Annotated in this window: 18 protein-coding genes and 1 pseudogene; 9 read left to right on the forward strand and 10 right to left on the reverse strand. The window is 70.8% G+C overall.

Annotated features, from left to right (window positions below; translation table 11 throughout):
• Window positions 1–36 precede the first annotated feature (36 nt).
• From DDJ31_RS39375 to DDJ31_RS28890, 4 genes are all read right to left on the reverse strand, one after another.
• Window positions 37–2,001 carry an HAD-IA family hydrolase gene (locus DDJ31_RS39375; RefSeq protein ID WP_240678051.1) on the reverse strand — a complete coding sequence of 655 codons (1,965 nt, stop codon included), beginning with the start codon at window positions 1,999–2,001 and terminating at the stop codon, window positions 37–39.
• Window positions 1,998–2,951, reverse strand: a complete 954-nt coding sequence (locus DDJ31_RS28880) for a pseudouridine-5'-phosphate glycosidase (protein ID WP_127177460.1) — start codon at window positions 2,949–2,951, stop codon at window positions 1,998–2,000. The genes DDJ31_RS39375 and DDJ31_RS28880 overlap by 4 nt, the downstream gene beginning before the upstream one ends.
• A gap of 34 nt (window positions 2,952–2,985) precedes the next feature.
• Window positions 2,986–7,290, reverse strand: coding sequence for an amino acid adenylation domain-containing protein (locus DDJ31_RS28885; protein ID WP_127177459.1), 4,305 nt, complete (start codon window positions 7,288–7,290; stop codon window positions 2,986–2,988).
• Between the two features lie 597 nt (window positions 7,291–7,887).
• Entirely contained in the window at window positions 7,888–9,135 is a 1,248-nt protein-coding gene (locus DDJ31_RS28890; protein WP_127177458.1) for a CynX/NimT family MFS transporter, read from the reverse strand.
• Window positions 9,136–9,233: 98 nt separating this feature from the next.
• Here DDJ31_RS28890 and DDJ31_RS28895 point away from each other — a divergent pair, with 98 nt between their 5' ends.
• Window positions 9,234–9,887, forward strand: coding sequence for a FadR/GntR family transcriptional regulator (locus DDJ31_RS28895; RefSeq protein WP_431027064.1), 654 nt, complete (start codon window positions 9,234–9,236; stop codon window positions 9,885–9,887).
• 152 nt (window positions 9,888–10,039) lie between these two features.
• Here DDJ31_RS28895 and DDJ31_RS28900 read toward each other — a convergent pair whose 3' ends face one another.
• Window positions 10,040–10,492, reverse strand: coding sequence for an ATP-binding protein (locus tag DDJ31_RS28900; protein ID WP_240678050.1), 453 nt, complete (start codon window positions 10,490–10,492; stop codon window positions 10,040–10,042).
• A gap of 147 nt (window positions 10,493–10,639) precedes the next feature.
• Between DDJ31_RS28900 and DDJ31_RS28905 the strand changes: the two genes are divergently transcribed.
• From DDJ31_RS28905 to DDJ31_RS28915, 3 genes are read left to right on the forward strand one after another with little or no spacing between them, the layout of a single operon-like run.
• Window positions 10,640–11,506, forward strand: coding sequence for a helix-turn-helix domain-containing protein (locus DDJ31_RS28905; protein WP_127177457.1), 867 nt, complete (start codon window positions 10,640–10,642; stop codon window positions 11,504–11,506).
• A gap of 2 nt (window positions 11,507–11,508) precedes the next feature.
• Window positions 11,509–11,706 (forward strand): DUF397 domain-containing protein, encoded by a 198-nt coding sequence (locus tag DDJ31_RS28910; protein WP_127177456.1) that lies wholly within the window; start codon window positions 11,509–11,511, stop codon window positions 11,704–11,706.
• A gap of 23 nt (window positions 11,707–11,729) precedes the next feature.
• A complete protein-coding gene (locus tag DDJ31_RS28915) occupies window positions 11,730–12,257 on the forward strand; it encodes a hypothetical protein (RefSeq protein ID WP_127177455.1) in 528 nt (175 codons plus the stop codon).
• A gap of 248 nt (window positions 12,258–12,505) precedes the next feature.
• Here DDJ31_RS28915 and DDJ31_RS28920 read toward each other — a convergent pair whose 3' ends face one another.
• On the reverse strand, window positions 12,506–13,015 hold the full coding sequence (locus DDJ31_RS28920) for an ArsI/CadI family heavy metal resistance metalloenzyme (RefSeq protein ID WP_127177454.1): 510 nt from the start codon (window positions 13,013–13,015) through the stop codon (window positions 12,506–12,508).
• Between the two features lie 82 nt (window positions 13,016–13,097).
• Here DDJ31_RS28920 and DDJ31_RS28925 point away from each other — a divergent pair, with 82 nt between their 5' ends.
• Genes DDJ31_RS28925 through DDJ31_RS28940 form a run of 4 tightly spaced genes read left to right on the forward strand, consistent with a single transcriptional unit; the run spans window position 13,098 to window position 15,164 of the window.
• Complete coding sequence (locus tag DDJ31_RS28925) at window positions 13,098–13,478, forward strand: ArsR/SmtB family transcription factor (RefSeq protein ID WP_127177453.1); 381 nt, start codon at window positions 13,098–13,100, stop codon at window positions 13,476–13,478.
• Window positions 13,475–14,242 (forward strand): aquaporin, encoded by a 768-nt coding sequence (locus DDJ31_RS28930; protein ID WP_171480919.1) that lies wholly within the window; start codon window positions 13,475–13,477, stop codon window positions 14,240–14,242. Before DDJ31_RS28925 ends, DDJ31_RS28930 begins: the two co-directional genes overlap by 4 nt.
• Window positions 14,242–14,661: an arsenate reductase ArsC gene (locus DDJ31_RS28935; RefSeq protein ID WP_127177452.1), complete on the forward strand. Its 420-nt coding sequence runs from the start codon at window positions 14,242–14,244 to the stop codon at window positions 14,659–14,661. Before DDJ31_RS28930 ends, DDJ31_RS28935 begins: the two co-directional genes overlap by 1 nt.
• Window positions 14,658–15,164 carry a GNAT family N-acetyltransferase gene (locus DDJ31_RS28940; protein WP_127177451.1) on the forward strand — a complete coding sequence of 169 codons (507 nt, stop codon included), beginning with the start codon at window positions 14,658–14,660 and terminating at the stop codon, window positions 15,162–15,164. The genes DDJ31_RS28935 and DDJ31_RS28940 overlap by 4 nt, the downstream gene beginning before the upstream one ends.
• Window positions 15,165–15,183: 19 nt before the next feature.
• Here DDJ31_RS28940 and DDJ31_RS28945 read toward each other — a convergent pair.
• Both DDJ31_RS28945 and DDJ31_RS28950 read right to left on the reverse strand, forming a co-directional pair.
• Window positions 15,184–15,447, reverse strand: a pseudogene (locus tag DDJ31_RS28945) (ISAzo13-like element transposase-related protein); the annotation flags it as partial.
• Window positions 15,448–15,688: 241 nt separating this feature from the next.
• Window positions 15,689–16,483 carry a DUF6193 family natural product biosynthesis protein gene (locus DDJ31_RS28950; RefSeq protein ID WP_240678049.1) on the reverse strand — a complete coding sequence of 265 codons (795 nt, stop codon included), beginning with the start codon at window positions 16,481–16,483 and terminating at the stop codon, window positions 15,689–15,691.
• 401 nt (window positions 16,484–16,884) lie between these two features.
• Between DDJ31_RS28950 and DDJ31_RS28955 the strand changes: the two genes are divergently transcribed.
• Window positions 16,885–17,205, forward strand: a complete 321-nt coding sequence (locus tag DDJ31_RS28955) for a hypothetical protein (protein ID WP_127177449.1) — start codon at window positions 16,885–16,887, stop codon at window positions 17,203–17,205.
• A gap of 8 nt (window positions 17,206–17,213) precedes the next feature.
• Here DDJ31_RS28955 and DDJ31_RS28960 read toward each other — a convergent pair whose 3' ends face one another.
• Both DDJ31_RS28960 and DDJ31_RS28965 read right to left on the reverse strand, forming a co-directional pair.
• The gene (locus DDJ31_RS28960; protein ID WP_127177448.1) at window positions 17,214–17,975 is read right to left on the reverse strand and encodes a metallophosphoesterase family protein; all 762 of its coding nucleotides are present in this window, start codon (window positions 17,973–17,975) and stop codon (window positions 17,214–17,216) included.
• A gap of 111 nt (window positions 17,976–18,086) precedes the next feature.
• Window positions 18,087–18,908 (reverse strand): NAD(P)H-binding protein, encoded by an 822-nt coding sequence (locus DDJ31_RS28965; protein ID WP_127177447.1) that lies wholly within the window; start codon window positions 18,906–18,908, stop codon window positions 18,087–18,089.
• Between the last annotated feature and the right edge of the window lie 7 nt (window positions 18,909–18,915).

An 18,915-nucleotide genomic window follows, 5' to 3' on the forward strand; every position in this document is an offset into this window, starting at 1 on the left:
CGGGGGAGCGGGGGAGTGACGGAGGGGCTGCGGGGGTCAGTCCGTCGGGGGGTGGTCGAACGTCGGCGGGAGCTCCGGGGTCGTCGTGAACTGGCTCGCCGCCACCCGGAACACCGACCTGCCGCCGGAGCCGCGCCACAACTCCCGCATCACGTACACGAGTTTGGCGTTGTGCTCCTCTTCCTCCTCAACGGCCCGCGCGATGTGCCACTCCCATTCCCGGCTCCAGCGCGGGTCGTCGACGTCGTCCGTGGCGGTGGCGAAGAGGCCGTCGATCGCCGTCAGCTTGGCGGGGGCCACGAAGTGGCCCCGGGAGAACAGCACACCGAGGATGCCGGTCCAGTAGCAGGCGACCGCGCGCCGGCGCTCCTCGGCGGGCAGGGCGTCCGCGATGTGCCGCATCGCGTGCAGCGCGGTGATCAGGTGCAGCAGCAGGAAGTCGCCCGGTTCGGTCAGATACAGGACGGTGACGAGGTGGGCGAGCTGGTTCCAGCTGGTGTCGGGATCCTGGTCGGCGATCCACGCGGGCGTCTCGTACATCAGCGGGTGGCCCTCGCCGAGCATCCGGGCGATCCGGTACTGAAGGCCCGAGCGCATCAGCTCGGGGTGGATGTCGGGGCCGCGTCCTGCCACCAACTCCTCGATGCGGGCGCCCAGTCCTGGCTGGTTCTCCTCCCAGTGGCGGGCGATCCGCAGCAGCGAGTCCTGGGGCCGGCCGGCGTCGGACGCGGGCGCGGTCGCGGCGCGCTCGGGGTGGCAGTCGACGTACGCGAAGGCCAGGTAGGCGATGCCTTCGATGGCCATCCGCCGGTTGCCCGCGTCCAGCGCCCACCCCAGGTGGATGGTCGCGTGCTGGAGGGCGCCGGCCCAGCCCGCGAGCAGCCGCGGCACATACCGCCGTACCAGCCCCGCCATGCCCAACTCCCGCTCCTGGCGGTCGAAGAAGGCACAGTACGCAGCGAAGTCCGTCCGCTTGCACAGGAGTTCGAGCCAGTTGTCCTCGTCGATCACTCGCTGGGGCTGCCTGGCGGGCTCCACCCGGCAGCCGTACGGGGTGAGGGCGATGTAGTTGTCGTGGTACGCCCTGATCCGGTCCGGGGCGACACCGAGGCCCGCGAGGGCGACGACGGCGTGCTTGATGTGGTTGGTGAGATGGCCGTTGAACTCGATGTGGTACGTGCTGTCGTCCAGGAGGTCCTCGACGCTGCGGCTGTCACCGGGGGCGCCGTCGACCGCGAGCACGGCGAGGATCTGCTCGACGGCCTGCGGGAACGTGTCGGCGACATGGGTCGGGGCGGCCGACTCCAACTCCGCCCGCCCGTGCACCCCGTAGGTGACCGCGACGGACGCGACTCCGGCCGCCGTCGCCATCTTCAGGTCGTGGGTGGTGTCACCGACCATCACCGCGTGCTCGGGGCGCGCGTCGAGCCGTCCGAGGATCAACTGCCCCGATTCCGGGTGCGGTTTGGGGCGGCTGACGTCGTCGGCGCCGACCAGCGTGGTGATGTGCTCCCGCAGACCCGCGGCGCTGAGCAGGGCGTCGGCGCTGGCGTGGAACTTGCTCGTCGCCACCGTCACCACGATGCCCTGCCCGCGCAGCCGGGCCAGGCCCTCGGCGACACCGGGGAAGACCAGCGATCTGGCCCGGGGGAGGACGACGGTGCGGAACGCCTCCTGGTAGCGGGCCACGCCCTCGGCGACCGACGGATCGTCCCGCTCCACCTCCAGCAGATCCGCGAAGGCCCGTTCGAGCGGCAGTCCGATGGTGGCCCGGACGGCCGCCGGGTCACGCGGCGCGCGGCCCATCGCCTCGAACGCGGCGGTGAACGCCTCCACGATCGCCCGGGGCGAGTCGACGAGCGTTCCGTCCAGGTCGAACATGGCGACCCGGGTGGGCGCGGTCCTCGACGTCGCGGACGCGGCCGTCGGAGCCGAGGGGTCCGCCGACGTCGTCGTCGAAGTCGCCGTCGGGGCGGTGGTGTTGGTCGTGGCCGTGGTCACTGGTTCACCTCTCGTCGGAGCTGGGCGTGGGCCGCGGCGAGCGTGCCGCCGATCTGCGCGGTGTGGACGAGCACGGCGGTGTTGGCCCGCGCCGAGCGCCCCTCGGTGGCGCGGTCCACCGCGCGCATCACGTACTTGGTGACGGCGCCGCCCCGCACCCCGTCCGCCGCCGCGCCGCGCAGCGCGTCGGCGATGGCCGCCTCGACGTCGTCCTCGTCGATGGCGTCCTCCGGCCGGGTCGGGCTGGTGATCAGGACACCGCCCGGGTTGCCCAGCGCCCAATGGGTCTCGACGGCGCGGGCGATGAGGGCCGGGTCGTCGAGGCGCTGCGGCGCGCGCAGCCCGCTGGAGCGGCAGTAGAAGGCGGGGAAGTCGTCGCAGCCGTGGGCGATCACGGGCACGCAGTGGGTCTCGAGGAACTCCATGGTCAGGCCGAGGTCCAGGATCTTCTTCGCGCCGGCGCAGACCACCGCCACCCGGGAGCGGGTGAACTGGACCAGGTCGGAGGAGATGTCCATGGTGGTCTCGGCGCCCCGGTGCACCCCGCCGATCCCGGCGGAGGAGAAGAACGGGATGCCGGCCAGTTCCGCGGCGACCAGCGAGGACGCCACCGTGGTGGCGCCGGTGCCGCCCGAGGCGAGGACGGCCGCCAGGTCCCTGCTGCTGACCTTGGGGATGCCCGGGGTCGAGGCGAAGCGTTCGATGTCGCCGTCGGTCATCCCGACCAGGACGCGGCCGTCGTCGATGCCGATGGTGGCGGGCACGGCGCCGCCCGCCCGTACCGCGTCCTCCACCTTGCGGGCGGTGGCGGCGTTGTCGGGGTAGGGGAGACCGTGGGTGATGACGTTCGACTCCAGGGCGACCACGGGGTCGCCCGCGGCGAGCGCGGTGGCCACTTCGTCGGTGAACACCAGCGGAACCGGGGAGTGTTGGCGGGAGGGGATGGTCATGGCGGGAGTCCTTCTTGTCGGCTGCGGGAGGCGGTCAGTAGTTGGGCGTCTTGCGCAGCAACTCCTGCCGGGCGACGATCTCCGGGATGTAGACCCGCTCGTTCCACACGTCCTGGGCGACGGGCTCCAGGGCGATGGAGACGACGTCCTCGGCGCACCCGAACGCGTTGCGCACGGCCGTGGTGACCGCGGCGACCAGCTCCAGCTCCTTCTCCTCGGTGATCGACACCGGGAAGTGCTTGATGTTGATGTGGGGCATTCCGACCTCCTGGACCACGGCTCGCGCCGGCTGGGGGTGAACGGGGGACGTGCCGGTACCGGCGGGCAGCCGGTCGTTCAGTACGGCGGCGAGATCGGCGACATGCGGCTCGCGCAGCAACTCGTAGTGGCCGGACCGCAGTTGGTGGACGACGGGCGGCCGGGCCGAGAACCCGCCCTCGTGCTCGATGAACGAGTAGTTGTCGTCCACCGCCTTGACGAGGGTCACGGGGGCGTCGAGACGACGTCCGCGCAACTCGTGGAACTCGTAGGTGAGGGAGTACGTGCGGCGCACGATGTCGGTGACCGCACGGACCAGATCGGCGCCGAGACCGGGGTAGGACCTGGTGACGAACGCGGTGAAGGAGTCCTCGTCGGTGACCGTGGCCAGGCACTGGTCGAGGAGCGGGCCGCTGAGCCTGCCGGCGAACACCGAGTGGAGCAGGGCGAGGAAGGCGCGGTCGGAGAAGTCGGCCCGGCCGGTCGCGCCGACGGCGTCCTCGGGGCGCAGCCGCGGCTGGCCGGGAGCCACCAGGAACAGCTGCTCCACCCGCTCGCCCGCCTCCTCCAACTGGCGGGCCGCCTCGAAGGCGACCCGCGCCCCGAAGGAGTAACCGCACAGCAGATAGGGGCCGTTGGGCTGGACCTCGCGGATCGCCTCGACGTCGGCCGCCGCCATCGCCCGGACGTCGTCGTAGGGCCGCTCACCGGGGTTGATGCCGTGGGCCTGGACACCGTGGACGGGCCGCTCGGTGCCGAGGGCCGCGGCCAGCGGGCGCAGGTTCATGGGGTAGCCGCCCAGTCCGGGCCAGCAGTACAGCGGGGTGCCCCGGCCCTCGGGCTGGAGCGGCACCAGGCGGGACGCGGGCCGCGGTGAGGTGGCGTCGAGAGCGCGGGCGAGCCGCTCCACGGTGGGCGCCTCGAACAGGATCTGCAGCGGGACCGCGCCGTCGAAGTCCGCGTTGAGACGGCTGACCAGGGCCACGGCGAGCAGGGAGTTGCCGCCCAGCTCGAAGAAGTCGTCGGTGACGGAGACCTGGTCCCGCTTGAGCACCGCCTGCCAGACATCGCGGATCCGCCGCTCCAGCGCGGTGCGAGGAGCCACGAACGCCCGATCGCTGACGGCCAGTTGGTTCTCCTGGGTGGCTTGCAGGGCCTTCAGGTCGATCTTCCCGTTGGCGGTCTGGGGCAGCCGGTCGAGGACGACGATCCGGTTGGGCAGCATGTAGCGGGGCAGCAGCGCGGCCAGATCCTCCTTGATCAGCTCGGCGGGCCCCTGCATGTGGACCACGTCCTCCTTCATGTCCTCGCCGCGCCACTGCTCGTCGCTGACCCGGCCGCCGACGCAGAAGTAGGAAGGCCCGGAGGGCAGTTCGCGGTCGGCGAGGATCCGGCCGAGCCGCTTGGCCGACGGCAGGTCGTTGCCGGACTTCGAGCTGTAGCCCGAGGACATGAAGCCGAGGTGCTGGTCGTTCAGCTGGAGCCGCTGGAGTCCGCGGCCCAGGTCGAGGTAGTGGCGCCAGGGCGCGGAGCCGGTGGCGACCAGGCTGATGCCGAAGTCGGAGCGCTCGTAGACCCGTTGGTTGATGGCGATGACGTGCTTCTTCAGGATCACGTCGTCACTGACCCGCACCAGGTCGGCGCCCGTGCCGTCGCCGCCGGTGTACCGGTACTGTCCGGGCGGCAGCCCCTCGACCCGGGCGGAGTGGGTCTGCACGTAGAGGTCCAGGGAGCCGGACTCCGGGTCGGCGGCGGTGTGCGTGCCGTGGCCTGCCGGGAGGAGGTCGAAGCTGCCCAGGTAGTGGTCCTCGGGGGCGCAGTCGAGACGTCGTGCGGTCCCGGGCCGGTAGGGGGCGGCGGCGACGCGCAGACCGTGGGCCGGCAGCACCTCGTCGAAGAGGCCGAGCATGTGCCCCGCCTCGATCTCCAGGACCTCGCGGATGTTGTTGCGGTAGACCGGCTCGATGGCACTGTGCTTGCCGAGGAAGTGGATCCGTATCCCGGAGGAGCCGGAGTCGGAGCCAAAGCCGGAGTCGGAGGCGGCTTCGGTGGCGGAGGCGGCTTCGGTGGCGGAGGCGGGTCTGACGAGCACCAGCCGGTGGTGGAGCGGGTGGTGGTAGTAGACGCCCGCGGGGATCTCGTGCCCGGCGCCGATCTCCAGGTACAGCTGCGTGGCGTACAGGGAGCCGGGTGAGGCGTACGCGTACTTGGGCAGCAGCCGCTGGTCGCTGACGTGGCGGCCGAAGTCCCGCAGGATCGTGCCGAGTTCGTCGAGCCCGATGACTGCGGAGGTCCGGGGCGAGGGCCGCGGTCCCGGTGCCTGGCGGGCGCCGAGCAGCTTCAGGATGTCGTCCCGGGTCACCGCGCCGCCCTCGTAGAAGCGGTACGTCTTGCGGGAGAAGGCGCGGGCCCGCTGCTCGGGGGTGGCCTCGGCGCCGGGCAGCTCCACCACGGGACGGCCGGCCAGATCGTCGTCGTCGCGGCAGCCGGGGTGCGCCAGTTGGGCCCTGACCTGGAGGCGGCTGCTCTTGGACTGGTGGTGGGAGCCGTGGTTGCCCTGGTCCATCAGGGCGGCTTCCTTGGGGTTGAGTTCGACGAAGGCGACGAGGTTCTGGAAGCCGGTGGCCTCGTCGTCGCGGAGCAGGACGGCGGCGCCGCGGACCCAGTCGTGCGTCTCGACGGTCTGGCGTATCTCGTCCAGTTCCACCCGGTAGCCGCGCAACTTGACCTGGTTGTCGGCGCGTCCGACGAACTGGACCGTGCCGTCCGCGTTGACGTGGGCGAGGTCGCCCGTCCGGTAGAGGCGGGCGCCCGGCACCTCGGAGAAGGGGTCGGTCACGAACCGTTCGCCGGTCAGGTCAGGGCGGCCGAGGTAGCCGCGGGCCACCTGCGTCCCGCCGATGTACAGCTCGCCCACCTCCCCGACGGGGACCGGTGCGCCGTCCGGGCTCAGGACGTGCAGGGAGGTGTCGCGCACCGGGGTGCCGATCGGCATCACGAGCGGGCCGTCGACGAGGGCGGTCCGGTCCACCGTGAACGACGACGCGTTGATGGTGCACTCGGTGGGCCCGTAGAGGTTGACCAGACCGGCGTCGGGCATGGTGTCGAGGCACTGCGCCGCGAGGCTCCGGGAGAGCGCCTCGCCGCCGCTGAAGATGCGGCGCAGGGACCGGCAGCCGGGGAACTTCTCGGTGTCGAGGAGTGCCTGGAGCAGGGTGGGCACGCACTGGAGGGTGGTCACGCCGTGCCGCTGGACGGTGGCGATGATCGCCTCGGGGTCGCGGTAGATCCCGGGGGCTCCCATCACCACGGTGCTCCCGCAGGCGACGGCGAGTAACTCCCACTGCGCGGCGTCGAAACTCATGGGGGTTTTCTGGAGCACTGTCTCGTGCTCGTCGATACCGCATTCGTCGTGCAGCCAGCGCATCTGGCTGACGATGCTCCGGTGCTCGACCATCACGCCCTTCGGCTTTCCGGTGCTGCCCGAGGTGTAGATGACGTAGGCGAGATCGTCCGGGCGCACCTCGGGCCCGGAGAGAAGCGGTATCCGGGCCTCCGGAATGTTCTGCGCCCGGCCCGCCGGGACGACCGGTTCCCAGGACTCCGTGATGGCAGGTTCCGGGACCCGCGAAATGCCGCCGGTCTCGTCCGGTTTCCCCACCCCGTCGAGGGTGAGGACACGTATTCCGGACGGCGCGAGATCCTGGAGCGCCGACCGCAGGAATTCCTGGGTGATAACGATGTCGACGCCGGCGTCGGCGAGCATGTACGCGATCCTCTCCTCCGGGTATTCCGGGGAGAGGGGCACGTAGCATCCGCCGGCCCAGAGGGTTCCCCAGACGCCCGTCAGGAGGTCGAGCGACGGCTCCATGAACACGCCGACCCGGCTGTCCCGGCGCACTCCCGCCTGCCGCAGGAGCGCCCCCACGAGCGCGCTGCGCTCGGTCAACTGGGCGAAGGTCAGGGTCTGTTGCTCATGGACGGCGGCGATCCGGTGGGGGGCGGCCTGCGCCTGTTCGCGCAGCAGATCGGGCAGACCGACTGCGGCGCGACGAGAGCAGGGGGCGGTTTCAACGCTCATGAGAGGGGCTTCCTTTTTCCGCGTCTTGGGAGGGCGGCGTCCGTTTCGAAAAGGACACCGCGCCGAACTCAACGTTCTTTCCTGGTGCGGTACTCGGAATTGCTCGTCGGCCAGTGCGGGTGGCGACCTGTGCGGTGTACGAGCGGAATTCAACGGACTGGCCAGGAATTCTTTCGAAATCCTGATCAGGTGCCGCACAGTTCGGCGGAGAATTTAGCACGAAGGGCCGATGTGCGCTAGATCCGTGCGATACCGCATGCTATCTCCCTAAGCCATTCCCTGCCGGATGCCATGAGAAAGGAATGGTGAATTGTGGGAGATGGTTCGTTTCTGTGAAGCACTTTTCTGCCGAGCTGGTCCGGGGCAGCGGAACTGACCCCGGGTCAGCGGGTCCGGTCCGGGTGGGCCGGGGGTGGGGAGGGGCGTGCGGGGGGAGGGGAGGCCGGCGCGGGTGGGGAGGGGGGGGAGCCGCCGGCCTCCGGGGAGGTCGAGAAGGCGCGCGGGTCGGCCGAATCGGAGGTCGCGGGTCGGCCGAATCGGAGGCCGTGGGTCAGCCGAATCGGAGGCCGTGGGTCAGCCGTTCCGCAGGGTGGTGGTTCAGCCGATCTGCCGGTCGCGCCCGGCGGGGACGGCGACCGCGATCTGGACCAGGATCAGCAGCAGGACGAAGGTGAGGGGGAGGCGCCAGCCGTCCGCGTGGTCGTAGAGGACCCCGACGACGAGCGGCCCGGGAATGGACAGGGCGTAGCCGATGCTCTGCACGAATCCGGAGAGCCGGGCGACGGTGGTGCTGTCGCGGCCCCGCATGCCGATCATCGTCAGGGCGAGCGGGAAGGAGCAGTTGGCGATGCCCAGCAGGACCGCCCAGAGCCAGGGCGCCGCCGCGGGGTCGAACCACAGCCCGCCGAACCCGGCGAAGCCGCACGCCCCGATCGCCACGGCGAGCCCGCTCTGGTGGCGCAGTCTGCCGGCCACGGCCGACAGTGCGAGCGACAACGGCACGCCGAGCAGGGACGAGACGGAGAACAGCAGCCCGGCCGTACCGGCGGACAGTCCCGCGTCCCGGAAGATCTGCGGCAGCCAGCCGATGATGATGTAGGCCGCGCTCGCCTGGAGCCCGAAGTACAGGGTGAGCGCCCAGGCCGTGGGGTCGCGGGAGAGCCGGCCGCCGGTCGCGGGCGGTGGACCGGCCGCGCCGCCCGTCGAACCCGCCGGACGGTCGGTCCGGCGTCTGGCCAGGATCAGCCAGGGCGGCACCGCCATCACGGCCAGCACCGACCAGGCGCCGAGGCCGTACCGCCAGTCGCCGCCGAAGGCCTGCGCCAACGGCACCGTGAGGGCCGCCGCCGACGAGGCTCCGACGTTGAGCGCCATGGAGTACAGGCCGGTCATCGCGCCGACCCGGTCGGGGAAGCGCTGTTTGACGACCATCGGCAGCAGGACGTTGGCGACGGCGATGCCGGCCAGCGACAGCGCCGTCAGGACGACGAAGAGGATCGGGTCGAAGGCGAACGACCGCAGGACGAGACCCACCGCGAGGACCGCGCCGGCGACGGCGATGACGCCGCTCGCCCCGAAGCGCCGGGCCAGCAGGGGGGCCGTCGAGCCGACGACCGCGAAACACACGGCGGGGATGGAGGTCACGAGACCGGTGACCGAGCCGCTCATGTCCAGGCTGTCCCGGACCTCTTCCAGGACCGGCCCGAGGCTGGTGACCCCGGGCCGCAGGTTGAGAGCGGCCAGGACCAGCGCCACCACGGCCGTGCGCCGCACTCCGCGCAGCGGGGCGCGGGGTGGGTCCGTGGGGGAACGAGGAGCGCTTTCGTTGACCTCATCCGTCGTCATAGGACCCATCATAGAGTCATCCCATGACTCGATGTCCAGTGATTCTCATCAAGTCATGGGATGACTCTATGATGGGGTCTGCCGCTAGTCTGGTCGACATGAACATGGATCCCGTCCGCCGCCAGGCACTGGGCGACCAAGTGATCGCGCGGCTGCGCGAGCAGATCACGTCAGGCGCCTGGCCTGTCGGCAGCCGCATCCCCACCGAGACCGAACTCGTCGAACAGCTCGGCGTCGCCCGCAACACCGTGCGCGAGGCCATCCGCGCCCTGGCGCACACCGGGCTGCTGGACATCCGCCACGGCTCAGGCTCCTACGTCCAGGCCACCAGTGAACTCGCCGGCATGATGCGCAACCGTTTCGACAAGGCCAAGACGGAGGACATCGCCGACGTCCGCAGCGCACTCGAGGTGCGCGCCGCCCGTCTCGCCTGCCAACGCCGCACCGACGACGACCTGGAACGGCTCGACCACGCGCTCCAGCAACGCCAGGACGCGTGGGCGGCGGGCGACCGGGTCGCCTTCGTCAACGCCGATGTGGCCTTCCACCTCGCCGTCGTCACCGCGTCCCGCAACACGGTCCTCGCGGGCCTCCACGCCGACCTCGGCGAGGTCATCCGCGACTCCCTCCTGGACCACTTCGGCGACGCGCTGCGCTCCGAACAGTTCCAGGACCACGCGACGCTGGTGGACGCGATCAGGGCCCGCGACCCCGACTGGGCGGCCCGGGAGGCGGGGTCGTACATGGACTGAGACGTCACGGTGCGCGGCCGTCCCCCGACCCGGGCGAGGGTCCGGTGCGCGGCCGTCGAGGAGCGCCGCGCCCCGGCCGGCGCCCGCCAGGGCCGTCGGGGCGCCGCCGGGGCCGGGGAGAGGGACGGACCGCGACCTGCCCGCCCGATTCCCTAGGCCGGACCCAGTTCCGCCCAGACCGTCTTGCCCGGTGCGTCCACGCGGAGCGCGACGCCCCAGCGGGTCGCCAGGGCGGCCACGATCAGCAGACCACGCCCGGACTCGGCGTCGCCGGGCGGTTCCTGACCTGACGGCGACGGAAGCCGTTCCGTCCGGGTGTCGGTGACCTCGATCCGCAGGGTCTCGGCGTCCTCGACGAGCCGGACGTGGAAGTCCCGCCCACGGACATGCCCATGGCGTACGGCGTTGGCGGCCAGCTCGGCCGCGATGAGCGTGACGGTGTGGTTGACCTCGCCCCGGTACGGGTGGCCCCACGCGTGGAGCCGATGACCGACCATCCGCCGGGCCAGGCGCGCGCCACGGGTCGAGGAGACGAAGGCCATCGCGAACTCGCGCGGAGGCCGGGGGACGGCGTCCACCCCCTGGGTGGAGATTCGGCTGTTCATGTGGCTCAAGCTGCCCGCGCCGCCCTAGCGTGACCAGACACGACGCGCACACGGAGCGTAGCTGTCGGCGGGATGCGCGCGGGTGTAGGCGGGACGGAGCGTGACGGGTGACGCGTGGGCGCGTTGGCCGGGGGAGGTGGTACGGCGATGAGTGAACCGACGGAGCTGGTCCACGAGGGGGCGGCCGGCGGTGACGAACGGCAGCCCGAGCCGGAGCCGGGCTCGGGCGTACTGCGGGTCTTCGGACGGCAGTTGAAGAGGTTCCGGGTGCGGGCGGGGTTGGAGCGGCCCGAGTTCGGTTCGCTGACGGGGTATTCGGTGTCGACGATCGCGGCGTACGAGCAGGGTCGCCGGGTCCCGCCACCGAAGTTCATCGACCGGGCGGACGAGGTGCTGGACGCGGGCGGGGTCCTCCAGGAGATGAAGGAGGAGGTGGCGAGGGCACAGTATCCGGCGTTCTTCCGGGACGCGGCCATGTTGGAGGGGGAGGCGGTGGAACTGTGGGTGTACGCGACACAGGCGGTGCCCGGACTGCTTCAGACGGAGGAGTACATGCGGGCGGTGTTCGGGATGTGGCGCCCCATGCTGGACGAAGAGACCGTCGAGCAGCGGGTGTTGGCCCGCCGCGCGCGACAGGACATCCTCGATCGAAGGCCCCCGCCTCTGATCAGCTTCGTGATCGACGAGGCTGTGGTGCGGCGGCCGCTGGGCGGTTGGCCGGTCATGCGGGGCCAACTGGAACAGTTGATGCTGGTCGGCGCCTTGCGGCACGTCGAGATCCAGATCATGCCGCTCGACCGTGAGGACAACGCGGGCGTGGACGGGCCGTTCACTGTGCTGTACCGCTCCGGAGGCGATCAAGTGGCCTACCTGGAAGCGCAGGGACGCAGCACAATGGTCAGCGATCGGCGGGAAGTTCAGGGCATCGCGTCGCGCTACGGCATCATCCGCGCGCAGGCTCTCTCCCCGCGTGAGTCGCTGGACTTCATCGAGAAGCTGCTTCGAGAGGTGTAGACGTGAACGAGACTTCGGGTACGGCGAGCGGACTGTCCTGGCGCAGGAGCAGCTACAGCGGTGGAGCGGGCGGCGAGTGTGTCGAGGTCGCCGACTGCCTCCAAGCCGTCCGTGTGCGTGACTCCAAGGACCCGAACCGTCCCGCGATACCCGTCACCGCCGCCGCCTGGACGGCGTTCCTCGGGTTCGCGGGGCGGTAGGCGACGCCTCCGGTCCCGCCGTCGTGCCGGCTCCGCCGACAGCCCCCACTGGAACAAGACCTGGAGACGACCTCCTCGTCCTCTACGAGATCCCGCTCTTCCGGCGGGACGAGCCGATCCTCCCGTGGGAGATGGTCGGCCGGGTACGGCGGCGGCAGGAGGCGGGCGAGGTGCGGGTCCGCTCGGCGGCCCAGGTGGACCAGGTCCTCGGCGCACCGCTGGTCCGGCTCCCGGACGCCGTCCCCGTGGAGGAACTGCCTGAGGACCGGGCCCACACGTTGCTGACCACGCTGAACCGCCCGGAACCCGGTGACGAGGAGCGGGCGGAAGCCGAGTCCCTGCTGGTCGGGTTCCTGTACCTGCGCGAGGGGAGGATGCGGCTGTACGTGCGCCATCGGGACGAGCCCGAGGTGGTGGCCTGCGACGTCCGACTGGCGGAGGCGGGGCCTGCCGTGATCGCGGAGGTGTTCTCCCGGTCACAGGAACGGGAGTTGTACGCGGATCCGGGCGACGATCCGCACTGCGCGGCCGTGGTGGATCTGACGCACTGAGCGTTGAGCGGGGTGCGGGGACCGGTCCGTGGGCGGCGGCATCCGCGTATTGGATGCCCCGGAAGGCAACGGGTGGCCCTGTGACCTGGCACGCTGGGAGGATTCGCGACGTTGAACCGCGCAGATCACCTTTCGCTTGTTTCACATCCAGGCCACGGCAGAGCACAGTCACCTGCGTCGGCGGCTCGCCGACCGTCATGCGGTCGTGCGCGTGCTGCCGGCGAAGACGCCGCCCGCCAGGTAGCCGGTCAGCTGCCGCAGGCACACCCGGCGGCCGACTTCGCCGCGGCCGGGGTCTGCGCGGAGTCGAGGGCCTGCTCCTCGGGAGTGCAGCACGCGGTGGTGCCGCAGCAGGCGTCCGGGGCGCCTTCGGCGCTCTTGCCCAGGGTGTCGGCATCGGCCTTGACCACGTACACCTCCCACGGCTCCTTGCCCGGTCCGGTCACCCAGACCTTGTCCTGCAACGCGTAGCAGCAGGAGGTGTCGTCCTCCTCGAACGTGGCCAGGCCCGCGTCCTTCAGCCGGGTCGTGGCGGCGGTGACGTCCTCGGTGCCGGCCACCTCGACACCGAGGTGGTCCAGGCGGGTTCCCTCGCCGGCCTCGCCCTCGATGAGGACGAGCTTGAGCGGCGGCTCGGTGACGGCGAAGTTGGCGTAGCCCTCGCGCCGCTTGGCAGGCCCGGTGCCGAAGAGCTTGGAGTAGAAGGCGATCGAGCCTTCCAAGTCGGCGACGCGCAGGGCGAGCTGGACTCGGGACATGACGGTCTCCCAACGGCTTGTTTCGACTGCTGTCGATACAGTCGACCTTGCCGTCGGAATTGACGGCTGTCAATATTGAGGAATGTCGAAACAAGCTGGTCTGTCGGTGCGGGGACAGGACGACGCGGCATGCTGCGCGCCGATGGTCCGCGAGCCGCTCGGCGAGGAAGCCGCCGCAGAGCTGTCGCGGATGTTCAAGGCCCTGTCGGACCCGATCCGGCTGCGGCTGCTGTCGCTGATCGCCTCCCACGAGGGCGGCGAGGCGTGCGTGTGCGACCTCATCGGCCCCTTCGACGTGTCCCAGCCGACGATCTCCCACCACCTGAAGGTGCTGCGCGAGGCCGGGCTGGTCGGCTCCGAGCGACGCGGCACCTGGGTGTATTACTGGGTGCTTCCGGAGGCCCTGGCGAAGCTGTCCGCCCTACTGGAGATCCCCGCCACAGCCGCGAAGGCCTCCGCGTGAGCGCGCCCGCGCCGCTGATACGACGGGCCGCCGTCGAAGGGCTGGGGACAGCCGCACTGGTCGCCGTGGTGGTCGGGTCCGGGATCCAGGCCACCGAACTGACCCACGACGTCGGGACGCAACTGCTGGCCAACTCGCTCGCCACGGTCTTCGGCCTGGGCGTGCTCATCGCGTTCCTGGGCCCGGTCTCCGGGGCGCACTTCAACCCCGCGGTCACCTTGGCCGCCTGGTTCACCGGCCGGCGTGACGGCGACGGCCCTGGCCTGCGCGACGTCGCCGCGTACCTGCCTGCGCAGGTCGCCGGGGCGATCGGCGGGGCGGTGCTGGCCGACGCCATGTTCGGCAAGCCTCTGGTCGCCTTCTCCACGCACGAGCGGTGGGCCGGGCAGCTGTGGCTGGCGGAGGTCGTGGCCACCGCCGGACTCGTCTGGCTCATCCTCGGCCTCGCCCGCGCCGGCCGCGCGCACCTCGCGCCCCTGCTGGTCGCCGCCTACATCGGCGCCGCGTACTGGTTCACCTCCTCCACCTCCTTCGCCAACCCCGCCGTCACGATCGGCCGGGCGTTCACCGACACCTTCGCCGGCATCGCCCCCACCTCCGTGCTGCCCTTCCTCACCGCCCAGCTGATCGGCGCCGCCGCCGGTCTCTGCCTGGTCGCCGTCTGCTTCGGCCGCCCGGTCGGCGCGGGTGAAGACGCGGTGGTCGTCCCCCACGCCGGGCAGCGGCCCACCGCCCGTTCCACCGAAGAAAGCGCCCTGGCCTGATGAGCACCTCCACCACCCCGTCCGTGCTGTTCGTCTGCGTGCACAACGCCGGCCGCTCCCAGATGGCCGCCGCGTTCCTCACCCACCTTGGCGGTCCCCGCGTCCAGGTCCGCTCGGCCGGCTCCGCCCCCGCTGACACGGTGAACCCCGCCGTCGTGGAGGCCTTGGCCGAGGTCGGCGTCGACATCTCTGCCGAGACCCCAAAGGTCCTCACCACCGAGGCGGTGCAGGCCTCCGACGTGGTGATCACCATGGGCTGCGGCGACGCCTGCCCCTACTTCCCCGGCAAGCGCTACCTGGACTGGCAACTGGAAGATCCGGCCGGGCAGGGCGTCGCGGCCGTCCGGCCGATCCGCGACGAGATCGAGCAGCGCATCCGCGGCCTGCTCGCCGAACTCGGCATTGAGCCTGCGGCATGACGGCCACCGACACCGGCGTGCGCATCGCGCCCATGGGGCCGGAGCATGCCGGGCAGGTCCTGGCGATCTATCAGCTCGGCATCGACGAGGGCGACGCCACCTTCGAGACCACCGCCCCGACCTGGGAGGCGTTCGACAGCTCCAAGCTGCCCGACCACCGCCTGGTCGCGCTCGACGACGGCCGGGTGCTGGGCTGGGCCGCCGTGGTGCCCGTCTCAGACCGGTGCGCGTACGCCGGCGTCGTCGAGCACTCCGTCTACGTCCACCCCGAGGCCCGCGGCCGCGGTACCGGCCTGGCCCTGTTGACCGCTCTCGTCGCCTCCACCGAGGCCGCGGGCACCTGGACGATCCAGTCCGGCGTCTTCCCCGAGAACACCATCAGCCTCGCCTTGCATCAGCGGGCCGGCTTCCGGGTGATCGGGACCCGCGAGCGAATCGGTCAGCACAACGGCCAGTGGCGCGACGTGGTCCTGATCGAACGCCGCAGCCCGGTCATCACCTGAGTTGCAGGGCGGGCTACTTCACCAGACGGGTGGCGGCCGGGTAGCCATGCCGGCCGCGGGCCTGCCACCAGCGGCGGATCGAGGCAACAGCGAACGCGGCGGTGTCCTGATCCGTGCCGACACCGATCTACCCGGTGTTCGCGGCGATGTCGTAGTTCCCGTACGGGACCGCCTTGCCCGGTCCCTGCCGGTCCAGGAAATCGTGCGTGTTGACCAGCACCGGTTCACCGGCAGGCCGCCACTGCTGCCCCGCGTTCTTGTAGTCGCCCACGAGTTCCTTCTTGCCTCACGCTCCTGGGCGACTTCACCGTCCAGCGCAGCGGCGACATGGGATCGCCCCGCTCGACGCGGACGGCCTCGACGAGTACGACAGCAGGTCCGGGATCACAGCCGAACAGCCGTCTTCGAGTGGGCAGGTCGTGATCCGGAGCAGCTGGCCTCTGACGGGTTTGAGGATGTCTGGAACTCTGCCCGTCGGCAGATCGCAGCGCGGCCGTCGTGAGATCGCACCGGTGGAGGAGGAGCTAAAAAAGTTGTTGATCGCCGGCGGTGCCGGCGACTGCTGGTCCGCAGTTCGCCGGAAGCCCCGCTATCACCAAAGTGATCGCGTGCTCAGCGGTCTCCGTCTCACCGATCACGGTTCCTCGTGAGGGGCCGCAGACTCGATATCGTCCGTCGCTCATCGGGTCGATGAACGGCACGTCCCATGAGTACGGGAACCCAGTGCAGGTCGAGAAATGAAGCGACCAGTGGCTGGTGAGAGGAAGCAGCCGGCGCAGCTGTGGTTCGGCATGGGCAAGCTCGGCAACCTTCAGCGTCCGTCGGGCGAGCTCCAGGCGCTCCGACTCCTGGCGCAGGTCCTCAAGGAGCAAGCGCCACTTCACTGCGACTGCCTCGGCCGGACCCTTTTCATGGGCTTCGGCCAGTTCGGTGACCTCGACGAATGGGCTCACCTCGCGGATCTCCTTGAGCCTCAGGCCGTTCCGCCATGCCTCCAGGGCTCGCGCCATCTCGCCCAAGTCCTGAGTCGCACCAGAGACCAACTGCACTCCCCTGGACCAACCGCTGAAGAAGAACCACCGCTCCACAGACCCCAGGCTGATCCAGCACACGTCACGATCAGCCACCGTGTTCTCGACACCTGCTGACCGGTACGGGTCCGAACCATCTACGAGAATCCCGCCCAGGGAGAGACCCAGCTCAGCAGCCACGGTCTCCAGCGCTCCGGCGAAGCTGCCGGCGGACGCCAGATCTGGATACAGGGAAGCGTCGGCCCGGAGTGGCTCTTGCCGGCCAGGGGGAGCCGTGTCTGAGGTCATCGAGGCAGTCTGCCCCTCGTACTGAGGAGCCGTCATGTCCCGTGAGACTGATCAAGCGTCGATCGCAGTGAACTTCCTGTCGCAGCGACTGGCGGATTCTCACTGCGTAGCGGTTGGCCGCCGGCGGTTCGTACAGGGGCACTTCGGCCGGCGCTGTGGTGGCGGCCGAGGCCCCGATCCTCACGGAAGACGGAGAGTGTCCCGGCGAGATCCTGGTCTTCGCGCAGGGAGGCTACCTGGCGTGGTTGGAGGTCTGCTCCTGGAGCGACGACATCGAGGTAACCCTGGGCACGGCTCAACGGTCGCTGTGCCCTTGATGCCGGAGCCCTTCGGCGATGGCCGGCTTCGTCTCTGACCTGGGCGGTCGACGCGCAGCCCACGCGGGATTCCCCAGAAGCCAGATGCACCGCGAATCCCGAGCCGAGTGTTCTCATGCGACCTGGCAATCCAGCAGCTCAGCCAAGATCCACAGACAGGTTCGACTCGACGGGTCAGCCACCCTCGTCGCCGTCGCCGACGGCCCCTGGCCGGTCGTCGGGTTCGTCGTCGTCTGCCAGGCGCTGACGCTGCTGGGGCTCGCCCTGGCCCGCTCGCCCCGTACCCGCGCGGAGCGGGCGGACAGCGGCGCACCCGACAGCGAGAGCGACCCGGCAACCGCCCGGCCGGACCTCGGTCGGACGACTCGCGTCCGCCTCGCGCGGTCCCGCCGGCGACGCGGCTGAAGCGGGTGTCAGGGGCTGTGGTCGCGTCCGTCCCGTGGGGCGAAGGCCGCGAGGGCGTCGGCGTCGGTCGCGCGGGCGTGCAGGAAGTAGTCGGCCCACGCGGCGATGTCCGGGTAGGTCGAGTCCTGGCGGAGCCTGGTGGCCGCGGCGTGGAGGTCGAAGTGTGTGGTGCGGAGTTCGACGCCCGGACCCAGGAGGGCCCAGTGTGCCCCGGTCCGTCCGTAGGGCATGCCGATGCTGCCGGGGTTGATCACGAGTCGGCCGTGGGCGAGGCGGACGAACGGCATGTGGGTGTGGCCGCAGACCACGGTGCGCAGGTCGGCGTCGAGTCCGTCGAAGACCTCCCGCCAGCGGTCGAGGCGGGAGTCGACCAGGACGACCTCCTCGTCGTCGCGAGGGGTGGCATGGCAGAACAGCACCTTCCCCAGGCCGTCCACGGACAGCGAGAGCGATCGTGGGAGCGAGTCGAGAAGGTCGAGGTGGTCGTCGCGGAGCTGTTCGGCTGCCCAGGGGGCGATCGGATCGGGGATCGTTCCGCGGTGTCCCCGGCGGTATTCGAGGAGTTCGCGGTCGGCGTTGCCGCTGATCCAGCTGACGCGGTCGCCGAGACTCGTCAACAGGTCGAGAACCTGGGCCGGTTGCGGGCCGGCGGTGATGTCGCCGGTGAGCACGATGCGATCGGCGTCGCTGACGTCTGGTTCGGCGAGTACCGCCTCCAGGGCCGGCAGGACTCCGTGGATGTCGGACAGGACGGCTACGCGGTTCAGCATGGTCACCACTGTGGGGCGAAGACAGCTGAGCGGCGTGATCTTTCGCCCGGCGCGTACTTCGAGGAGGGGTTCGACGCGGGTGTCGGGCGTGGTGGATGCTCCACAGGTGACTCACGCCGAGGCGAAGGACCGGCGCATCGCGGCCGCGGTGTCCGTCGCGACGGCGAGGGGGTCGGTGAGCGGTCGGCCGAGCAGTCGGGCGAGGTCGGGGCTGGTGGCACCGAGGAACCCGTGGCGGACGCTGGTCGCGATCGAGACGAGCATCGACGGCTGGAACGGCAGCAGCGTGTCGTCGGCGAGGAGCCGGGCCCGGTACTCCCCGAGCCCCATGGTCCGGTGCGCGACTCCGAGGGATTCGGCGATGCCGACGGCGGTGATCGGTTCGCCGACCAGTTCATAGGTCTCGCCGGCATGCGCGGTCGGATCGCCGGCCACGACGGCTGCCGCCGCGGCCAGGTCCGCCCGCGCCACGGCGGCGAGCGCTCCGTCGCCGAACGCCGATTCGACGCCGTCAGCGGTCCAGGTCAGGAGCGCCCCGAAGAGTTCGGCGTAGAGCCCGTTGCGCAGGACCGTCCACGCGAGTCCACTGGACGTGACCAACCGCTCGGTGGCCCGATGGGCGAGGGCGAAGCCGAGGTGGTCACCGTCGCCGGCCAGGCTGGTGTACACCACGTGGCGCACGCCGTCGCGCACCGCGGCGTCCAGCGCCGCCCGGTGCCGGGTGACGACCTGGTCGTCCTCGGCGTACCCCGCCGAGACCAGGACCAGCGTGGAGACGCCGGTGAGGTCGAGGCTCGCGGGGTCGTCGAAGTCGAGTCGCCGCTGCCCTGGTGCGGGCGATCGCGTGCCGCCCAGCGCGGGCACGTTGCGCTCAGCCAACTCCTGGAGCGTGAGAGAGGCGAGCTGCCCGTTCGCGCCGGTGACCATGATCATGGTGGCT

Source organism: Streptomyces griseoviridis (assembly GCF_005222485.1).
GTDB classification, from domain to species: Bacteria; Actinomycetota; Actinomycetes; order Streptomycetales; family Streptomycetaceae; genus Streptomyces; species Streptomyces hintoniae.

Excerpts from the sequence above, each read along its gene's own strand:
- DDJ31_RS28895 (WP_431027064.1), top strand. The coding sequence starts at position 9,234 with ATGAACATGGATCCCGTCCGCCGCCAGGCACTGGGCGACCAAGTGATC.
- DDJ31_RS28950 (WP_240678049.1), bottom strand. The coding sequence starts at position 16,483 with ATGACCTCAGACACGGCTCCCCCTGGCCGGCAAGAGCCACTCCGGGCC.
- DDJ31_RS28955 (WP_127177449.1), top strand. The coding sequence starts at position 16,885 with ATGCACCGCGAATCCCGAGCCGAGTGTTCTCATGCGACCTGGCAATCC.
- DDJ31_RS28925 (WP_127177453.1), top strand. The coding sequence starts at position 13,098 with ATGTCGAAACAAGCTGGTCTGTCGGTGCGGGGACAGGACGACGCGGCA.
- DDJ31_RS28940 (WP_127177451.1), top strand. The coding sequence starts at position 14,658 with ATGACGGCCACCGACACCGGCGTGCGCATCGCGCCCATGGGGCCGGAG.
- DDJ31_RS28885 (WP_127177459.1), bottom strand. The coding sequence starts at position 7,290 with ATGAGCGTTGAAACCGCCCCCTGCTCTCGTCGCGCCGCAGTCGGTCTG.
- DDJ31_RS28960 (WP_127177448.1), bottom strand. The coding sequence starts at position 17,975 with ATGCTGAACCGCGTAGCCGTCCTGTCCGACATCCACGGAGTCCTGCCG.
- DDJ31_RS28900 (WP_240678050.1), bottom strand. The coding sequence starts at position 10,492 with ATGAACAGCCGAATCTCCACCCAGGGGGTGGACGCCGTCCCCCGGCCT.
- DDJ31_RS28880 (WP_127177460.1), bottom strand. The coding sequence starts at position 2,951 with ATGACCATCCCCTCCCGCCAACACTCCCCGGTTCCGCTGGTGTTCACC.
- DDJ31_RS28890 (WP_127177458.1), bottom strand. The coding sequence starts at position 9,135 with ATGACGACGGATGAGGTCAACGAAAGCGCTCCTCGTTCCCCCACGGAC.
- DDJ31_RS28920 (WP_127177454.1), bottom strand. The coding sequence starts at position 13,015 with ATGTCCCGAGTCCAGCTCGCCCTGCGCGTCGCCGACTTGGAAGGCTCG.
- DDJ31_RS28935 (WP_127177452.1), top strand. The coding sequence starts at position 14,242 with ATGAGCACCTCCACCACCCCGTCCGTGCTGTTCGTCTGCGTGCACAAC.
- DDJ31_RS28965 (WP_127177447.1), bottom strand. The coding sequence starts at position 18,908 with ATGATCATGGTCACCGGCGCGAACGGGCAGCTCGCCTCTCTCACGCTC.
- DDJ31_RS28905 (WP_127177457.1), top strand. The coding sequence starts at position 10,640 with ATGAGTGAACCGACGGAGCTGGTCCACGAGGGGGCGGCCGGCGGTGAC.